The sequence below is a fragment of the Labrenzia sp. 011 genome (assembly GCF_003075075.1).
Lineage (GTDB): Bacteria > Pseudomonadota > Alphaproteobacteria > Rhizobiales > Stappiaceae > Roseibium.
On sequence record NZ_QCYM01000021.1, the window covers coordinates 18591 to 35404 of the forward strand.

At 62.0% G+C, this 16814-nt stretch carries 14 protein-coding genes; 3 read left to right on the plus strand and 11 right to left on the minus strand.

Translation table 11 applies throughout. The features are described from left to right. Positions 1–3: 3 nt before the first annotated feature. The 3 genes from DCO57_RS18500 to DCO57_RS18510 form a co-directional block, all read right to left on the minus strand. The gene (locus DCO57_RS18500; RefSeq protein ID WP_116700400.1) at positions 4–1587 is read right to left on the minus strand and encodes a Re/Si-specific NAD(P)(+) transhydrogenase subunit alpha; all 1584 of its coding nucleotides are present in this window, start codon (positions 1585–1587) and stop codon (positions 4–6) included. Positions 1588–1984: 397 nt separating this feature from the next. After that, the gene (gene yghU / locus DCO57_RS18505; RefSeq protein ID WP_116700437.1) at positions 1985–2833 is read right to left on the minus strand and encodes a glutathione-dependent disulfide-bond oxidoreductase; all 849 of its coding nucleotides are present in this window, start codon (positions 2831–2833) and stop codon (positions 1985–1987) included. A 345-nt stretch (positions 2834–3178) separates the two neighbouring features. After that, positions 3179–4144 (minus strand): TAXI family TRAP transporter solute-binding subunit, encoded by a 966-nt coding sequence (locus tag DCO57_RS18510; protein WP_116700401.1) that lies wholly within the window; start codon positions 4142–4144, stop codon positions 3179–3181. Positions 4145–4358: 214 nt separating this feature from the next. Here DCO57_RS18510 and DCO57_RS18515 point away from each other — a divergent pair, with 214 nt between their 5' ends. Continuing rightward, on the plus strand, positions 4359–4985 hold the full coding sequence (locus DCO57_RS18515) for a LysE family translocator (RefSeq protein WP_205756212.1): 627 nt from the start codon (positions 4359–4361) through the stop codon (positions 4983–4985). Positions 4986–5134: 149 nt separating this feature from the next. Here DCO57_RS18515 and egtD read toward each other — a convergent pair whose 3' ends face one another. Together egtD and egtB are read right to left on the minus strand one after the other, a co-directional pair. Further along, positions 5135–6082 carry an L-histidine N(alpha)-methyltransferase gene (egtD, locus tag DCO57_RS18520; protein WP_116700402.1) on the minus strand — a complete coding sequence of 316 codons (948 nt, stop codon included), beginning with the start codon at positions 6080–6082 and terminating at the stop codon, positions 5135–5137. Then, positions 6079–7344 carry an ergothioneine biosynthesis protein EgtB gene (gene egtB / locus DCO57_RS18525; protein WP_208978034.1) on the minus strand — a complete coding sequence of 422 codons (1266 nt, stop codon included), beginning with the start codon at positions 7342–7344 and terminating at the stop codon, positions 6079–6081. Before egtB ends, egtD begins: the two co-directional genes overlap by 4 nt. Positions 7345–7895: 551 nt before the next feature. Between egtB and dapA the strand changes: the two genes are divergently transcribed. Next, positions 7896–8774, plus strand: coding sequence for a 4-hydroxy-tetrahydrodipicolinate synthase (gene dapA / locus DCO57_RS18530; RefSeq protein WP_116700404.1), 879 nt, complete (start codon positions 7896–7898; stop codon positions 8772–8774). A 242-nt stretch (positions 8775–9016) separates the two neighbouring features. Here the strand turns inward: dapA and metG are convergent, their stop codons facing one another. The 3 genes from metG to DCO57_RS18545 form a co-directional block, all read right to left on the minus strand. Then, complete coding sequence (gene metG, locus DCO57_RS18535) at positions 9017–10537, minus strand: methionine--tRNA ligase (protein ID WP_116700405.1); 1521 nt, start codon at positions 10535–10537, stop codon at positions 9017–9019. A gap of 187 nt (positions 10538–10724) precedes the next feature. Further along, positions 10725–11720 carry a YeiH family protein gene (locus tag DCO57_RS18540; RefSeq protein ID WP_116700406.1) on the minus strand — a complete coding sequence of 332 codons (996 nt, stop codon included), beginning with the start codon at positions 11718–11720 and terminating at the stop codon, positions 10725–10727. A gap of 124 nt (positions 11721–11844) precedes the next feature. After that, positions 11845–13107, minus strand: coding sequence for a cytochrome c peroxidase (locus DCO57_RS18545; RefSeq protein ID WP_116700407.1), 1263 nt, complete (start codon positions 13105–13107; stop codon positions 11845–11847). Positions 13108–13164: 57 nt separating this feature from the next. Between DCO57_RS18545 and DCO57_RS18550 the strand changes: the two genes are divergently transcribed. Next, complete coding sequence (locus DCO57_RS18550; protein ID WP_116700439.1) at positions 13165–13647, plus strand: tetratricopeptide repeat protein; 483 nt, start codon at positions 13165–13167, stop codon at positions 13645–13647. Positions 13648–13811: 164 nt separating this feature from the next. On the opposite strand, the gene dctP is transcribed toward DCO57_RS18550, so the two are convergent. The 3 genes from dctP to DCO57_RS18565 are packed head-to-tail and all read right to left on the minus strand — an operon-like array spanning position 13812 to position 16776. Further along, on the minus strand, positions 13812–14870 hold the full coding sequence (dctP, locus tag DCO57_RS18555; RefSeq protein ID WP_116700408.1) for a TRAP transporter substrate-binding protein DctP: 1059 nt from the start codon (positions 14868–14870) through the stop codon (positions 13812–13814). A gap of 26 nt (positions 14871–14896) precedes the next feature. Then, positions 14897–16186, minus strand: coding sequence for a TRAP transporter large permease (locus DCO57_RS18560; RefSeq protein WP_116700409.1), 1290 nt, complete (start codon positions 16184–16186; stop codon positions 14897–14899). After that, positions 16186–16776, minus strand: a complete 591-nt coding sequence (locus tag DCO57_RS18565; RefSeq protein ID WP_116700410.1) for a TRAP transporter small permease subunit — start codon at positions 16774–16776, stop codon at positions 16186–16188. Before DCO57_RS18565 ends, DCO57_RS18560 begins: the two co-directional genes overlap by 1 nt. Positions 16777–16814: the final 38 nt, after the last annotated feature.

Here is a 16814-nt window from a genome sequence, read left to right on the forward strand (position 1 = left end):
TCCTTAGGATTTCTGGAACATGGCGAGCATGCGCCTGGTGACAAGGAAACCGCCGAAGATGTTGATCCCGGCCATGAAGACGGAGAGACCGGCCAGCAGGATCACCAGGAAGGATCCCGATCCGATCTGCATGATCGCGCCGAGAATGATGATCGACGAAATGGCGTTGGTCACCGCCATGAGCGGCGTGTGCAGCGCGTGGCTGACGTTCCAGATCACCTGGAAGCCGACAAAGACGGCCAGCACGAAGACGATGAAATGCTGCATGAAGCTGGCCGGTGCGATCAGGCCCACCAGCAGCAGGAGCAGACCGCCGGCAACCAGCAGCGACACCTGCTGTTTGGTCTGCGCCTTGAAGGCGGCAACCTCCTGGGCGCGCTTTTCCTCCGGCGTCGGCTCCTTCGGCTTTTCCTTGGGCTTGGCCGCGATGGCCTGAACCTTCGGCGGCGGCGGCGGGAAGGTGATTTCGCCCTGATAGGTCACCGTCGCGCCGCGAATGACGTCGTCTTCCATGTCATGGACGATCTGACCGTCCTTCTCCGGCGTCAGGTCGCTCAGCATGTGACGGATGTTGGTGGCATAGAGGGTCGAGGCCTGGGACGCCATCCGCGAGGGGAAGTCGGTGTAGCCCACGATGGTGACGCCGTTGTCCGTGACCACCTTCTCGTCCGCGACCGTGCCGTCCACGTTGCCGCCGCGTTCGGCGGCCAGGTCGACGATTACCGAGCCGGGCTTCATGGCCGCGACCATGTCTTCCAGCCACAGTTTGGGAGCCGGGCGGTTCGGGATCAGCGCCGTGGTGATGACGATGTCCATCTCCGGTGCCAGTTCGCGGAACTTGGCAAGCTGCGCCTCGCGGAATTCCGGCGAGGAGACACTGGCATAGCCGCCGGTGGCGGCGCCGTCCTGCTGTTCCTCCTGGAAATCCAGGTAGACGAATTCGGCGCCCATGGATTCAACCTGTTCGGCGACTTCCGGGCGCACGTCGAAGGCATAGGTCACCGCGCCGAGCGAGGTGGCGGTCCCGATTGCCGCCAGTCCGGCCACGCCGGCCCCGACGACGAGCACCTTCGCCGGCGGTACCTTGCCGGCGGCAGTAATCTGTCCGGTGAAGAAGCGGCCGAAGTTGTTGCCGGCCTCGATCACCGCCCGATAGCCGGCGATATTGGCCATGGAGCTGAGGGCGTCCATCTTCTGTGCCCGCGAGATCCGCGGCACCATTTCCATGGCGATCACATTGGCGCCCTTGGCCCTGGCAGCTTCCAGGCCTTCCTCGTTGCCGCCCGGGTTGAAGAAGGAAATCAGCGTCTTGCCCTTGTTCAGGTGACGCGTTTCCTTTTCGTCCGGCGGACGCACCTTGGTGACGATGTCGGATTTCTTCCACAGGCTGGCGGCGGTCTTGATGACCTCAACGCCCGCATCCTCATAAGCCTTGTCGGAAAAACCGGCCGCCGATCCCGCGCCGCTCTGGATCAGGCAGACATAGCCGAGCTTCTGAAGCTGCTTCGCCGAATCCGGCGTCATGGCCACGCGGGCCTCTCCGGGGAAAGTTTCCTTTGGGGTGCCGATTTTAAGGGCTTCTGGCATATGTCGCTCCAAGATGGTGACGCAGGAGTGGCCTTTGGATAGGAGACGCCCGAGGATCGACAACCGGAGCTGCCGGACCCTCACAAGCGCGCAGCGAATATAGAAACGAAAATTCTACTTATGACAAGGTGTGTCCGGCCATGTTCTGAACGGTATTGCAGCTCGGATCAGGGAAAGCTGTCTTTTGCCGCTGAATGTTGGCGGATGCATTTCGAGAACTGCGGACTGTGTTCGCACCCGTTCCGGCAATCAAATACTCAAGATGGCGGTGTTTTTAGTATAGCGTCTCACCCTGCACAGCCTTTGCGGCTGTTGAGTCGCATATATCCTTTGCAGGCTGCAAAAGCGGCTGCTCCTTGGCAGGGCCGCCGCTTTCGCGCTGTCATGCCGCCGTTGCTTAGGCAACCGGATCGAGGTCCGATGCATCGTGGCGTTCGGCCACTCCTTCGGATCTGTCGTCGGTTACGCGGTTCACCTTGCGCCCGCGGACGACCGCCGGGCGGGCGTCGATCTTTTCCGCCCAGGCCATGAGGTGCTTGTACTCGTGTACGGACAGGAATTCTCCGGCGTTATACGCGCGGCCGAGCACCATGCCGCCATACCAGGGGAAAATGGCTATATCGGCGATGGTGTAGTCGTCTCCGGCAATATACGGCCGCTCGGCGAGAGCCTTGTCGAGCACGTCGAGCTGGCGTTTGGTCTCCATGGCAAAGCGGTCGATAGGGTACTGGAATTTCTCCGGCGCATAGGCGTAGAAATGACCGAAGCCGCCGCCGAGATAGGGAGCCGATCCCATCTGCCAGAACAGCCAGTTCAGCATTTCCGTGCGGGCGGCCGGGTCCTTGGGTATGAATTCGCCGAATTTTTCAGCCAGATAAAGAAGGATGGAACCGGATTCGAACACCCGGAGAGGCTTGTCGGTGCTGTGGTCGACCAGGGCCGGTATTTTCGAATTCGGGTTGGCCGCGACGAAGCCGCTGGAGAACTGGTCGCCTTCGCCGATACGGATAAGCCAGGCGTCATATTCGGCGCCCTCATGACCGCGCGCCAGAAGCTCCTCGAGCATGATCGAGACCTTCACGCCGTTCGGTGTCCCCATCGAGTAGAGCTGCAGCGGGTGCTTGCCCACAGGCAGGTCCTTTTCATGGGTCGCGCCGGAGATCGGCCGGTTGATGCTGGCGAAATGACCGCCGCTCGGCTTGTCCCAGGTCCAGACCTTCGGCGGTGTGTAGGTGGGGTCACTCATGAGGAATTGCTCCAGAACAGAATTCATTCGAACGCGTTTGCGGGACTTGGCGCATGGCGTCATGCATAAACCATCGCAATATTACGATCAGATAGTGCAATCGATCCGATTTTCCTAGGGGCTTGAGCCTGATTCCCTATGACATGCGTCCGGGAGAGCCGAAAAATGCCGAAAAACCGGGAGGCGTCATCGGTCTTCCTGGAAGGTCATGACAGGAATTGAAGTCTCGTGAAGAGGAATATGCGGCTCGCTCCGAACGCCTGGCGTATTTCACCTGCTATCAGGTGAACGCGGGAGCTGGCGGTTGCCGGAACGGGCTGTAAACGCACCTCACGGGACAGTTGCCTATAGCCAGCCTTTTTCCCGGTAGTATTTCAGGGCACCTGGATGGAGATCGGCGGTCAACCCCTGCTTGATCATGTCTTCCGGCTGGAGGTTCTCGAGCGCCGGATGGAGTTTCCTGAAATCCTCGAAATTGTCGAAAACGGCGGAGACGATCGTGTAGACGGCCTCATCCGGCATCCTGGCGGAGGTGATCACGGTGGCCTTCGGTCCCCAGGTGGGAATGTCTTCCGGGTTGCCCTGGTAGAGACCGCCCGGGATGACGGCGCTGGTAAAGGCCGGGTTCTCGGCCAGCAGCCTGTCGACGGCATCGCCGCTCAGCGGAAGCATCTTGATATCGCAGGTGGAGACGGCTTCCTGGGTCGAGGCGTTCGGCAGGCCGGCAACCCAGAAACTGGCATCCAGCTTGCCGTCGCACAGGGCAGGGACCTGTTCGGTGGAACTCAGCTCTTCGCTCAGGGCAAGATCGTCCGCGGAAAGGCCGGCATATTCCAGCAACAGCTCGGCCAGGACCCGCGTGCCGGAGCCGAGGTTGCCGATATTGACGTTCTTGCCCTTCAGGTCCTGAAGACTGTCGATACCGGCGTCGGCACGCACCATCAGGTGCACCGGTTCCGCATGAATGGAAAAAAGCGACCGCAACTCCGGATCCGGGCCTGCAGCGGCGAAAGGACCGGTGCCCTGCAGGCTCGCGGCCTGGGTGTCCGACTGCACGATGGCAAAGTCGAGCGTGTGATCGCGGATGGCATTGGCGTTCTGGACCGATCCGCCGGTCGATTCGACGAGACAGCGCAGGCCATGGTCCTTTCGTCCGAGATTGACCAGGCGGCATATGGCGCCGCCGGCTGGATAATAGACGCCGGTCACCCCGGCGGTCCCGAAGGTAACGAATTGCTGTGCGCTTGCCGTACCGGAGTAGATACAAACGGCGGCCAGAAAGACGCCCGAAATCTTCAGTATCCACCTCATTCACTCAGGCTCCCTCACTCGAATCCCGCTGTCTGCGGTCGCCTCAGCATACCGGGTTCAGCTCGGACAAGCGCTAATATTGTCATGTCTGGCGGCCGAATGTGAAGGTTCGCCGTCGCAATTCAGAAATCGGTCCCGCTCCGCCCCCGCTCCGGGCTTGACCCGGGAATTTCCCGGCTCCAAAGGTGAGACCGGGCGTTGGAGTAAAAAGCTGGTGATTCCGTTCGAAGTCCTGACTGTCTTTTTTGCCGCTGCCGTCGCACTGGGTGTCGCGCCGGGGCCTGACAACATCTTTGTTCTGACTCAATCAGCACTTTATGGCCGTTTTGCGGGACTGATCGTGACGTTGGGTCTTTGTACCGGCTTGATCGTTCACACGGTTGCCGTCGCGCTCGGCGTGGCCGCCATTTTTCAGACATCCATGCTGGCCTTCACGCTGCTGAAATTTGCCGGCGCAGGATACCTGCTCTACCTGGCGTTCCAGGCATTCCGGGCCGTACGAACGGATCTGTCCGGCCGGCAGGAGCCTGCCCTCTCCAGCCTGGCGCTGTACCGGCGCGGCATCGTCATGAATGTGAGCAATCCGAAGGTCGCAATCTTCTTCCTGGCTTTCCTGCCGCAATTTGCGGACCCGGCCAGAGGCTCCGTTCCCCTGCAGGTGCTTGTGTTCGGCGGGCTGTTTATCGTGGCCACGGTCCTTGTCTTCGGCGCCGTGGCGCTGGGGGGAGGGATGCTCGGGGCGTTTCTGAAACAATCCCCGAAAGCGCAGATCTGGCTCAACCGGCTTGCCGGCATCGTTTTTATCGGCCTGGCACTCAGGCTGGCAATTGCCGAGCGCTGATCCGGCGCTCGGCTCTCATCCGGCAGCAGTCTGCGAAACGCAGGCAGCTCCACTGGTGGATTGGCCTGTGGGCTGGCGCAAGCTCGCAGGGCAGGCGGCCTCGCCAGATGAACAGGACTTGATTGCCTTCCGCACAGTTCCAGGAGGATCTAGATCGCCTGCAGCGTGTAGATCGAAAAGAGACTGTCCTTGTCCCTGTCCTGATTGAGGACACGCCAGCCGCCCTTGCTGACGATGGAAGTGAAGGCCTCTTCGCTGTATTTGTGCGAATTCTCCGTGTGGATGGTTTCGCCTTCAGCAAAGGCAATGCTTTCACCTGCAATTGTCACCGTCTGGTTTCGCAGGCTTTCCAGGTGCATCTCGATACGGCTGTCATCGGCGTTCCAGAGCGCCCGATGCGCAAAGGAGGCAAGGTCGAAATCCGCGCCCAGCTCGCGATTGATCCGCTGCAGCAGGTTCCGGTTGAAAGCGGCGGTGACACCGGCCGGATCGTCATAGGCCTCGACCAGGACGGCTTCGTCCTTCGGTCGGTCGACGCCGACGATCATGGTCGCCTCCGGCATGGCAGCGCGGATATTGCCCAGAAGAGCGGCGGCTTGGGAGCGTTCGAAATTGCCGATGGTCGACCCGGGGAAGAACACCAGGACCGGCAGTTCGGGAAGTAACGGAAGCTTTTCGAGCGGCTGCGTGAAGTCCGCAGCCACCGGAATCACGGCAAGCGAAGGATGGGCCCGCCGCACCCGTTCGGCGGCGTCCTGCAGATGGTTGGCGGAAATGTCGACCGGCATGTAGACCGAGAGGTCCTGAAAGGCTCCGAGCAACAGGTCGGTCTTGCGGCTGGAGCCGCTGCCCAGTTCCACCATGGCGCCGCCTGCACCGGGAAGATGGCGGTATTTCCTGACGTTGTCTTCAAGGATCGCCAGTTCGGTGCGGGTGGGATAATAGGCATCCAGCCGGGTGATGGCCTCAAACAGATGCGAGCCGACATCGTCATAGAGCCACTTGCTGCTGACCGCCTTGCGCGGTGCAGTCAGTCCGGCAAGGATCTCCGAGCTGAAAGCGGTCCGGGTCATGTCCGGGGCGACGTGTTTGGTCATTGGTTTGCTGCCAGTCTCAGGCCGAGCATCTGCCAGCGCTGGTGGGGATAGAAGAAGGTGCGGTAGGAGGCGCGCATCTGCCGTTTCGGCGTGGCACAGGAGCCGCCGCGCAGGACCATCTGGTTCACCATGAACTTGCCGTTGTATTCGCCGATGGCCCCGTCGGGCGGCGTGAAGCCGGGATAGGGGGAAAAGGCGCTGCTGGTCCATTGCCAGACGTCACCCCAGAGGCCGGACCTGCGACCGACGGGCGTGAAGGCGCCGTTCTCCAGGAAATTGCCGTCGATATCCGTCGGCTCGGCCGCCGCTTCCCATTCCGCTTCCGTCGGCAGCCGGGCGCCGGCCCAGCGGGCATAGGCGTCGGCTTCGTAATAGCTGACATGAACCACCGGTGCGGAAAGATCCACGGGCTGGGGGCCTTGCAGCGTATAGGTCCACCAGACACCGTCCTGGCGCCACCAGTAGAGCGGCGAATCCCAGCCGTTTTTCTCACGCACCGCCCAGCCTTCCATCAGCCAGAGCGTCTGGGTCGTGTAACCGCCGTCTTCCATGAAGGCGATCCATTCGCCGTTGGTGACAGGCCGGTCCGCGAGCCGGAAGGGATCGAGCCAGACCTTGTGGCGCGGACCTTCGCAATCATAGGCAAAGCTTTCTCCGTCATGGCCGATCTCGAGCAGGCCGCCGTCGCAGTGCGTCCAGCCGGTTTCCTGCACCGCGCTGACACCGGCAGGCCTCGGCTCGATGTAGGCGGGAAGGAGCGGGTTGTAGGAAAAGGCGTTGAGCAGATCGGTGATCAGCAATTCCTGATGCTGCATTTCGTGGTGACAGCCCAGGGTGACCAGCGCGTCTAGCTGTTCCGGGTCCAGAGCGAAGGCACCCCGCGCCAGGCCCTCAAGCAGGGCCTCCTCCACGTGGGACCGGTAGCTGCGCACATCGGCGGCGGTCGGCCTCGACAGCAGTCCCCGCCGGGAGCGGGTATGCCGTGGCCCGGCCTGGACGTAGTAGGAATTGAACAGCAACGCGAAGCGCTCGTCCTGCACCCGATAGCCCGGGAGCGAGGGCTTCAGGATGAATTCCTCGAAGAACCAGGTCGTATGCGCGAGATGCCACTTTGGAGGACTGGCATCCTCCATCGATTGCAGGCCCATGTCTTCGTCGTTCAGGGGGGCGACCAGCGCAAGAGACTGCGCCCTGACCATTTCGAAGAGATCCGAAACGGCCGACCCCGGCGAGGGGGCCTCCCGTCCGTCCACATTGGTCATTTGCATTCCTCCATGCGCATACCGGCAAGACTGCCGCCGGCCGGCCCGGGGTCCGGCTGCAGGCGTGTTGAAGGTAGGAGAGCTCCCGGGTTTTCCAATGCCGCAAGTCGCAAACGGTCTGTGCGCAGTAGCGCGGTTCGCAAGCCTGGCTCCGACTTGTTGAAAAAAGGAAACAATGTTCTGTTTGGTGCCATCACGGCCTCGCAGGCAAAGAAAAGTCCACAAAACCTTGTTTTCAGGGCGTGTTGTGAACCGTTCAAACGCGGGAAAGTTCCCGCCGGAGAGCCTGGAAAATAGAAAACCAATCCTGACAGGGCCTGTCAGGATTGGTTTTCGGACCTCTTCACATTGGCGTGAGGTGCCCGCCGGCGGGACTGTCACACCAGTGAAAACCCGGTGCCGAAGCAATCTGCCCGGTCGGGCGAGATCCCGCCGGACACCTGTCACGGTGAACAGTTGCCTTCCGGGCCGTTTTGATGTCACAGCTTGGGGAACAAAGAACAGGTGATCAGAGTTGCGCCGGGCCGTTACAGTCTGATCGAGGAGGTGCCATGCCTGATTTCAGAGGATCCATTCCCGCGCTGGTCACGCCCTTCAGGGACGGCAGGGTGGATATCGGCGCGCTTGAGCGTCTTGTCGAATGGCATCTGGAGGAAGGCAGCCACGGCCTCGTTGCGGTCGGCACCACCGGCGAAAGCCCGACGGTTTCGAAGGACGAGCACAAGGACCTCATCAGGCGAGTGGTGGATCTGGTGAACGGCCGCGTACCGGTTATCGCCGGCACCGGCTCCAACGCCACCGCGCAGTCCCTTGACATGCTTCAGGCCGCGGAAGCGGCCGGTGCCGATGCGGCGCTCGTCGTCACCCCCTACTACAACAAGCCCAACCAGGCTGGGCTGCTCGCTCACTACCGGATCCTGCACGACAACAGCGCGCTGCCGATCATCCTCTACAACATTCCCGGCCGCTGCGTGATCGACATTGTGCCCGAAACAATGGCCGAAATGGCCCGCTGGCCGAGGATCATCGGCGTCAAGGATGCCACCGGACAGATGGAGCGGGTCAGCCGCCAGCGGGCGCTTTGCGGACGGGATTTCCTTCAGTTCTGCGCCGAGGACGCGGCCGCGCTCGGCTTCAACGCCCATGGCGGAACCGGATGCATTTCGGTGACAGCGAATGTTGCCCCGCGCCTGTGCGCGGCCTTCCAGGAAGCGTCTCTTGCTGAAAATCTGGAGCTTGCGCGCGACTATCAGGACAAGCTTCTGCCGCTGCACACGGCGCTCTTTCTGGAACCTCCTGCAGCCTGTACGAAATATGCGCTCTCTCGCCTGGGCCTTTGTCTGGAAGAGGTCCGTTTGCCGCTGACACCTGTCACCGCCGAAACCCGGCAGGCGATTGACCGGGCCATGGAGACCGCCGGGCTGGTCTGATGGAAGAACTTCCGGTGTGCCAGGTTGCGCGGGCACCGGCAGGCGCATGAGTGCTGCTCTTGCACGCTGTGCGCTTCTTTCCTGCTCCGGCGCGCTGCCGGGCATTGACCTGCGAGGTTCACATCGCTGAAACGGTCACGGCACTGCCGGGGACCGGCGACGGAATCTCGTAGACGGAGCCGAAGCCGCACGTGCATTCCGCAGTGTCTGAAGCGCCCGGGGGCGCTTCAGAATTCGATCGTTTACTGCACCCTCGGGAACAGCGTCTCGATTTCTCCAAGGTCGCTGTCGCCCCGGAGCTTGTCGAGTTCCGGTTTCCACGGGCAGGCGGCCTCAGGTGCATTGAGCATTTCCAGAGATCGGGTCGCGGAGCCGGGAATGATCTGCAGCAGGGCTTCCATGACGACGCGCAGGCAGTCGAGGGTCACATAGATCACCGTCTGGCAGCGCTCCCGGGTCTCCTCGTTCTTGATGAGATCCCAGGGGGCCTGTTCGGCGAAATAGTTGTTCATCTCGTCGGCGACGGTGATGATCGACTGCGCCCGCGCCGGAATGTCGGCGAGGTTCATCCATGTACCCATGCCACCGGTCGCTTCCAGAACCGCCTTGCGGATCGCCTCGTCCTGGGCGTTGAGCGGGCCCGGGGCGGGCAGCTTGCCGTCGAAGCGCGCCTTGGAGAACTTTGCCGCGCGCGACAGCAGGTTGCCCACCTTGTTGCCCAGTTCGCTGTTGTAGGTCTGGGTGATCAGGTCGACGGAAATCTGGCTGTCGCTGTCGGCGCGCATGTGCCGGGCCAGGTACCAGCGCAACGCATCGACGCCGAGCTTGTCGATCACTTCGATCGGATCGACGACATTGCCGATGGATTTCGACATCTTCATCCCGCCGGCGCCGACCCAATGGCTGTGCACGGACAGTTTTTTCGGCAGCGGCAGGTCCGCGGCCATCAGCATGATCGGCCAGTAGACGCCGTGCGGCTTCAGGATGTCCTTGCCGATCAGATGTTCGCACTCCGCCCACCAGTCCTCGTAGCCTTCTTCCGGCCAGCCGATGTTGGTCAGGTAGTTGGCGAGGGCGTCGAACCAGACATAGGTCACGAACTCCGGGTCGAAGGGCAGGTCGACACCCAGGGTCACGCGGGCCTTCGGCCGCGAGATGCACAGGTCTTCCAGCGGTTCGGACAGCATCTGCTTCAGCTCGTTGCGGAAGGCATCCGGCTGCACGAAATCCGGATTATCGGCAATATGCTGCAGCAGCCGTTCGCGGAAGGGCTCCATTTTCAGGAAGTAGTTGGTCTCGTCCGTCTGCTCCACCTTCATGGTCGGATGCAGCGGGCACTGGCCGTCCTCGGTGAGGTCGGACTCCTTCTTGAACTCCTCGCAACCCTTGCAGTAGGTGCCGGTGTATTGCTTCTTGACGATCAGGCCCTTGTCGAAGATCGCCTGTTCCATGCCGGCAACAGCCGTCTTGTGGCCCTCCCGGCTGGTGCGCACGAAATAGTCATAGTCCACGTCGAGACGGTCGAAGACGGCGCGGAATTCCTTGCCGCGCATCTCCAGATACTCCGTTACCGACATGTCGAGTTCGGCGGCGGCTTCCTGGTTCTTCTGGCCGTGTTCGTCGACGCCGGTGGACAGCATCAGCTCGTATCCAAGCGCCTTGCGGTTGCGCTTGAGGATATCGGCCATGACGGATGTGAAAGCATGACCGATATGCGGAGAACCGTTGACGTAGTAGATCGGGGTCGTGATGTAGCTTTTCATCCAAGCGCTTTCGAATTTCCGGGCGGAAGGGCATCCGTGCGGACCCGGCCCGCCGGGCCGGTCGCCGGTCCGCCATGTGAGGTGCGAGCTATATTCCACACTCGCTCCAACAAGAAAAGCCCCGGACCTTGAAAAGGGCCGGGACCTCCCTGCACATATGGGGGCGCGGGCGTGAGCTGAAAAGAGCTTAGCCGATCAGCCAGATCCCCCCGAGCACGAACAGCGCCAGGAACATCGTCTGCGTCAGCAGCATCAGGATTGCCGGTTTGCCGACTTCCAGGAGCTTCGGGATCGAGGTCTTCATGCCCACCGCCGCAATGGCGGTCAGCAAAGCCCAGCGGGAAATATCTCCGGCCGCGTCCTTGGCGGCGGCCGGGATCAGGCCGAAGGAGTTGCAGGCGGCCAGCACCAGGAACGCGATCACGAAGGATGGCATCAGAGGAGGGCGGGTGGCCTCGGGGGCGGCGCCCTTGCGCAGCACCAGCGCGGCCACCAGCACGATCGGGGCGAGCATGGTGACCCGGATCAGCTTGACCAGGGTGGACAGGTCGCCGGTTTCCTCGGAAATCGAGAATCCGGCACCGACCACCTGGGCGACGTCATGGATCGTTCCCCCCAGAAAAACCCCAGTCGCATCCCTGGAAAGCCCGAGAGCGCTCGTCAGGATCGGGTAGAAGATCATCGCCAGTGTGGACAGCACGGTGATGATGATGACCGTGAAGGCGAGATCCCGTTCGGAGTGTTCCCGTTTCGGCAGGATCGACCCGATGGCCATCGCCGCGGAGGCTCCGCAGATCGCCACCGCACCGCCGGTGAGAAAGGAAAACAGCCGGTCGCGGCCGAAAAAACGGCCGATCAGCAGGGAGAAGCCGATGGTCGCCAGCACACCGGCGACCACAAGTGCAAGAAAGGGCAGGCCGAGCGCCTGAACCATCTCGACGCTGATACGCGCGCCGAGCAGGGCGACGCCGAGCCGCAGCAGTGTGCGGGCGGAAAAGGCGATCCCCTCCTCGGTCCTTTTTTCGTCGGCAAGAAAGTTCAGAGGCATGCCCAGCAGGATTGCCATGAGCATGGCCGGGGCGCCGTAGTGATCGTTGAGAAACTGCGCGGCAATTGCCACCAGTCCGGCAATGGCGATGCCGGGAAAAAGAACATTTGCCCGGTCCTTGAGGGGTTGAACCATCTGGTTTCCTATTTGCAGTTCGGCAGCTCGATTTACAGCCTTCAACCGGACAGGGCCGCAGGCATGACAGTCGATCGGTTTTAAAGTGTCAGTGCCTCTCGCGTATGAGTGAACGCGCGATGCACTAGCGGTCAATCGGCAATCCGCTCGGAACGGCGTCCGGAATGCCGAAAGGAGGGGCCGTGACGGACGAGGTCCCGGTAAGGGCCCTCAGAAACGCCACAAGATCGGAGATTTCAAGGTCGGAAACTGCGGTTGGTGCGATATCCCGGAACAGGGCCTGCCGCGCCATTTCCCGGGGATCCTTCCAGACCATGAAATCGATGCCTGCAAGCCAGGGCGCCTCCGGCAGGCGGGCTGTCTCCGGGCGCCAGGTTTTCAGCATGCCGTCCGGATCGAGGTGGTGACGCACGATGCCTTCCAGCGTCGGATAGGCGCCATTGTGGCCATAGGGCGCCGTCAGTTCGACATTGCGCAGCATGGGCGTGCGGAACCGGTAGGCGTCTTCCAGTAGGTCGGTTTCGCCCATGACGCCGACGTCGCGCACCATCGGGTCATGGAGGCGCGTGCGGCCGGGACCGAAGGGCGGCAGGCCGAGCGCGTGGAATTTCTGGTCGCTGAGCAGCTTGCCCGTGTGGCACCTTGCGCACCCGGCCTTGCCGTAGAAAAGCTCCAGTCCGCGCTTCCCGCTGGCGTTCAGGGCACTTTCGTCGCCGGACAGGAAACGGTCGAAGGGACTGTCGTGGCTCTGCCATTCGATTGCCTGGAAGGCGGCAAGGGCATTGGCGATTTCCACGATCGTCACGTCTTCCGGCCGCTTCACATGATCGAAGGCAGACACGAACAGGCGCCCGTATTCGGGGATCACCCGCACCCGCTTGGCGAGGATCGGCCACGCGCTGTCGATCCGGTCGTGGATCGCACCGGCGATCTCGTTTTCCTTCGGATTGCCCGCCATCTCGAACTGCGCGGTCACGGGAAAGACCGCCTGGGCGGCAAGCAGGGAATTGAAGCCTTGTGGCAGCCATTCCTCTGCAGGTGAGTTGAAGCCGTTCTCGTAGGTTTCGGCAATCGACAGGCGCCCGTCGTGAAACAGCGTGCGGATCTCCTTCGCCCCGAGGTTCCAGAGACCCGGCGCATTGCGGGGAATCCGTTTGCGGATCCTGTTCCCGCCCAGACCGGCACTCCGCCGCTGCCCCAGGCCTTCGCCGCCTTCACCGATCCCCAGCGACAGGCGATCGCCCGTGCCGAGCGTCGGGTGATGGCAGGTCGCACAGGCGATATTTCTGTTGCCGGACAGGATCTTGTCGTAAAAGAGCAATTGTCCGAGCGCTGCCTGCCTGCGGTCGAAGGCGAGGAAATCCTCCGGGCCCAGGGGCGCTGGCAATTCCGCCGCCGGGGCAGGCGCGGCAAGAAGAACGAGCAGGGGGAGCGACAGAAGGCAATGAACAGGACGTTTGTATCCGCCCTTGCGGGCCTCACCCTGCTGGCCACGCCGGCTCTTGCGGAAATCGAGGAAGCGCGCGACCTGATGGAGGCGGGCCGCTACGAGGAAGCGATGAAGGATCTCCGGCCCGCGGCGCGATCCGGCAATGCGGATGCGGAGGAGCTGATCGGCGTGATGTATGCCATGGGGCTGGGGGTCGAACGCGATGACCAGCGCGCCTTCGAATGGTATCTCAGAAGCGCCATGAAAGGTCATCCGGGCGCCCAGTCCGGGGTGGGCTGGTACTATGAAGTCGGACGTGGCCTGCCTGCCGCCGACCTCGTGCGCGCCTATATGTGGTACACCCTCTCTGCCATCGGGGGCGACCCCGATGCGGCGATCTCTCTTGAAGAGGTGGTCAAGAAGATGACCCGGGAGCAGATTGAAAAGGCGCATGTTCTTGTCGGCGATTACAAGGTCTGGATGTATCCGTTCCGGTAAGTCCGTCCTGTGGTTCTGATCGGTTCAGGACTCGTTTCCGCAAGTTCTGAACGGATGAGAATTTCCGGCGCCGACACAGTCTCAGGCCACTTTCCCGTGGCGCAAGCGATAGTCCCGAACCATCACGCCCCGCCGGAGCAGGGCGTGATGTATTCTTGTCCGGATCAGTTCAGGTCCGCATCGCGGCTGCTGTTGATGGACGACTCGGCTTCGGCCACGGCTTCTTCCAGTGCACCGAAGATTTCTTCGCCACGGCCGACATTGGCCTTGAACCATTCGTAGACCGGCGCGGCGGCTTCCTTGAAGGCGGCTTTCTGTTCCGGAGACGGCACATAGAGGTCGCCGCCACCGGCAACGAAATCCTCATAGGCCTTGATGGACTTGCGCTTCGGCGAGGCGAAGGTCGCCTGCTGCAGGGCATAGAAACCGTCCACCACGACGCGGCGCAGGTCTTCGGGCATGGAGAGGAACTTCTCGTTGTTCATCCACCACAGGGCGCCCATGTAGGCGTGGCCGTCGAGAGTGACATACTGTAGGCCGGCATCCGGGAACTTCATGCCCATGATGTCGGTGATGCCGTTCTTGGAGCCTTCCACGACACCGGTCTGGAACGAGGTGAACAGTTCCGGCCACGGGATCGGAGTCGGCGAGGCGCCGAGGGACTTCACCAGTTCCTGCGGCAGGTCGGCGACCACGGTGCGGATCTTGAGGCCTTCCAGATCCTTCGGCATTTCGACGCGGTGCTTGGTATTGGCGAAATTCCGCCAGCCGCCGGTATTGCCGATGGTCATCAGGCGGATGGAATTCTGGGAATCCTCAAGTGCCATGTCGCGCAGGGTACGGGTGAAATCGCCGGACAGGACGTGCTCGGCGATCCGGTCGTCGGCCATCATGTAGGGCAGGTCGAGAACCTGCACATAGGGGAAGATGCCCGAGGCGCCGCCGGAGGTGGAGATGTAGATGTCGATGGCGCCGTCGGCCACGCCCTGGAGACATTCCGCGCCGTTCGAACACAGCTGCGTACCGATGAAGAGCTCGACCTCGATCGCGCCGTTGGAGGCGGCCTCCACGAAGTTCTTGAAGACGACAAGACCGTCATAGTCCTCGTCGTTCTCGTTGGAATTGGCCGTCGCGCGCAACGTGTAGTCCGCGGCAAGGGCGCTCAGCGACGAACCGGCGAGCATCGCCGCGACGGTGAGCGTTTTCAGTGCAGATTTGAGCATTAGGTACCTCCCTTTGAAACTCAAGATCAGTTGGCAAATCCGGTCAGACGCGGGATCGTCATGGAAAGTGCCGGTATGTAGGTGATCAGGAAGATCACCGCGATCTCCACCGCCAGAAACGGCAGAATGGCCTTGGCTATGGTTTCAACCCGTTCTCCTGAAACCGACGCCGCGACAAAGAGCACCAGCCCCATCGGCGGCGTTGCCAGACCGACGGTCAGGTTCACGCTCATGATGATGGCGAAGTGGATGGGGTCGACACCCATCGATACGAAGATGGGACCGAGGATCGGCCCCAGAATGATGATCGCCGGCCCGGCATCCAGGAACATGCCCACCACGAACAGCAGCACATTGATCAGGAAAAGCAGAAGCAGCGGATTCTGCGTGAGGCTGAGCACGAAGTCGGCCATGATTTCCGGTGCGTGGCTGAGGCTGACAACCGTCTTGAAAGCCATCGCGGCGCCGACCAGAAGCAGGACCATGGCCGAGGTGATGCCCGCCCGGTTCAGCACGGCCGGAATGTCCGAAGGCTTGATTGTCTTCAGCACGAAGAGGCCGATGCAGAGGGCGTAGGCCACTGCGACGGCCGCCGCTTCAGTCGGCGTGAAGATGCCGGCCAGAATGCCGCCCATGATGATCACGGGGGTCAGCAGGGGGAAGAAGGCCTTCAGCGAGGCATCGCCCCGTTCGCTCCATGTGTAGCGGCGGCTCGAGGCAGGGAAATCGTATTTGTTGGCCATGAACTTGACCATGATCATCAGGCCGACGCCGACCAGGACCCCCGGGACGATCCCCGCCAGGAAAAGCGCGGCGACGCTTTCGCCCATGACATAGGCATAGATGATCATGATGCCGGAGGGCGGGATGATCGGGCCGATGACAGAGCTCGCCGCGGTGATCGCCGCGGCAAAGCGGCGGGTATAGCCCTGCTTTTCCATCGCCGGGATCAGCATGGAGCCGAGTGCCGAGGTATCGGCCACTGCCGATCCGGACAGTCCGGCAAACAGCATCGATGAGAGGATGTTCACATGGGCGAGACCGCCGCGCAGATGTCCCATCAGCGCCTGCGAGAACTCCACCAGCCGCATGGTGATGCCGCCCTTGTTCATCAGCTCGCCTGCGAGCATGAAGAACGGAATCGCCATCAGAGGAAAACTGTCCATGCCATTGTAGACGTTACGGTAGAGAAGCACGATGTCGCGCTCCTGGCCGTTCATCCACAACAGCAGGCCCGGCGCGGCGAGCAATCCGAAGAAGACCGGCAGACCGATCATCAGGAACACGAGAAAGACGGGAAGGAACCAGATCAGCATCAGTCGGCCCCCGCCATGTCCGCGTCCGGTATTGCCGCCAGACGGCCCCGGCCGCCCAGAATGGAAATGACGCTGCGCAAAATGAGTTCGATGTTGACCATCGCCAGCAGGATCACGCCGACGAGCATGGAGGCCATCATCCAGCTGCGCGGCGCGCGCACCCATTCGCTCAGGGCGAAGTTGCCGGGCACGTAAAGGGAGGCGGTCGCGAAGCGGCCGCCGAAACCGGAGACTTCCGCATAGCCGATCCGGGCCGCAATCAGCAGCACCGTGAGGGAAACGAACAGCAGGAACAGGCTGAGCAGGTTGCCCGGCAGGCGGGGCAGGGCATGGCCGACCATGTCGATCGCGACAAATCCGCCGCGACGGAACGCGGTCGGGGCCATCAGGCCGGTCATCCAGAGCATGCAGAAACGCGCCGCCTCGTCGGGCCAGGGCAGGGCGTTGTTCAGGACGTAGCGGAACACGACCTGAATAAGGATCGCGATCACCATCAGGGCAATAGCGACAACACCGATAGCGCGTCCGATTCGCAATATGTGCGAATTGACGAACTCGAGCGGTGCCAGGACCGCCAGCAATACGCCCATTCGGGCTCCTCCCTAAATATGTCTGTCCGTCCGGGGCG

Excerpts from the sequence above, each read along its gene's own strand:
- DCO57_RS18500 (WP_116700400.1), bottom strand. The coding sequence starts at position 1,587 with ATGCCAGAAGCCCTTAAAATCGGCACCCCAAAGGAAACTTTCCCCGGA.
- yghU (WP_116700437.1), bottom strand. The coding sequence starts at position 2,833 with ATGAGTGACCCCACCTACACACCGCCGAAGGTCTGGACCTGGGACAAG.
- DCO57_RS18510 (WP_116700401.1), bottom strand. The coding sequence starts at position 4,144 with ATGAGGTGGATACTGAAGATTTCGGGCGTCTTTCTGGCCGCCGTTTGT.
- egtD (WP_116700402.1), bottom strand. The coding sequence starts at position 6,082 with ATGACCAAACACGTCGCCCCGGACATGACCCGGACCGCTTTCAGCTCG.
- egtB (WP_208978034.1), bottom strand. The coding sequence starts at position 7,344 with ATGACCAATGTGGACGGACGGGAGGCCCCCTCGCCGGGGTCGGCCGTT.
- dapA (WP_116700404.1), top strand. The coding sequence starts at position 7,896 with ATGCCTGATTTCAGAGGATCCATTCCCGCGCTGGTCACGCCCTTCAGG.
- metG (WP_116700405.1), bottom strand. The coding sequence starts at position 10,537 with ATGAAAAGCTACATCACGACCCCGATCTACTACGTCAACGGTTCTCCG.
- DCO57_RS18540 (WP_116700406.1), bottom strand. The coding sequence starts at position 11,720 with ATGGTTCAACCCCTCAAGGACCGGGCAAATGTTCTTTTTCCCGGCATC.
- DCO57_RS18550 (WP_116700439.1), top strand. The coding sequence starts at position 13,165 with ATGAACAGGACGTTTGTATCCGCCCTTGCGGGCCTCACCCTGCTGGCC.
- dctP (WP_116700408.1), bottom strand. The coding sequence starts at position 14,870 with ATGCTCAAATCTGCACTGAAAACGCTCACCGTCGCGGCGATGCTCGCC.
- DCO57_RS18560 (WP_116700409.1), bottom strand. The coding sequence starts at position 16,186 with ATGCTGATCTGGTTCCTTCCCGTCTTTCTCGTGTTCCTGATGATCGGT.
- DCO57_RS18565 (WP_116700410.1), bottom strand. The coding sequence starts at position 16,776 with ATGGGCGTATTGCTGGCGGTCCTGGCACCGCTCGAGTTCGTCAATTCG.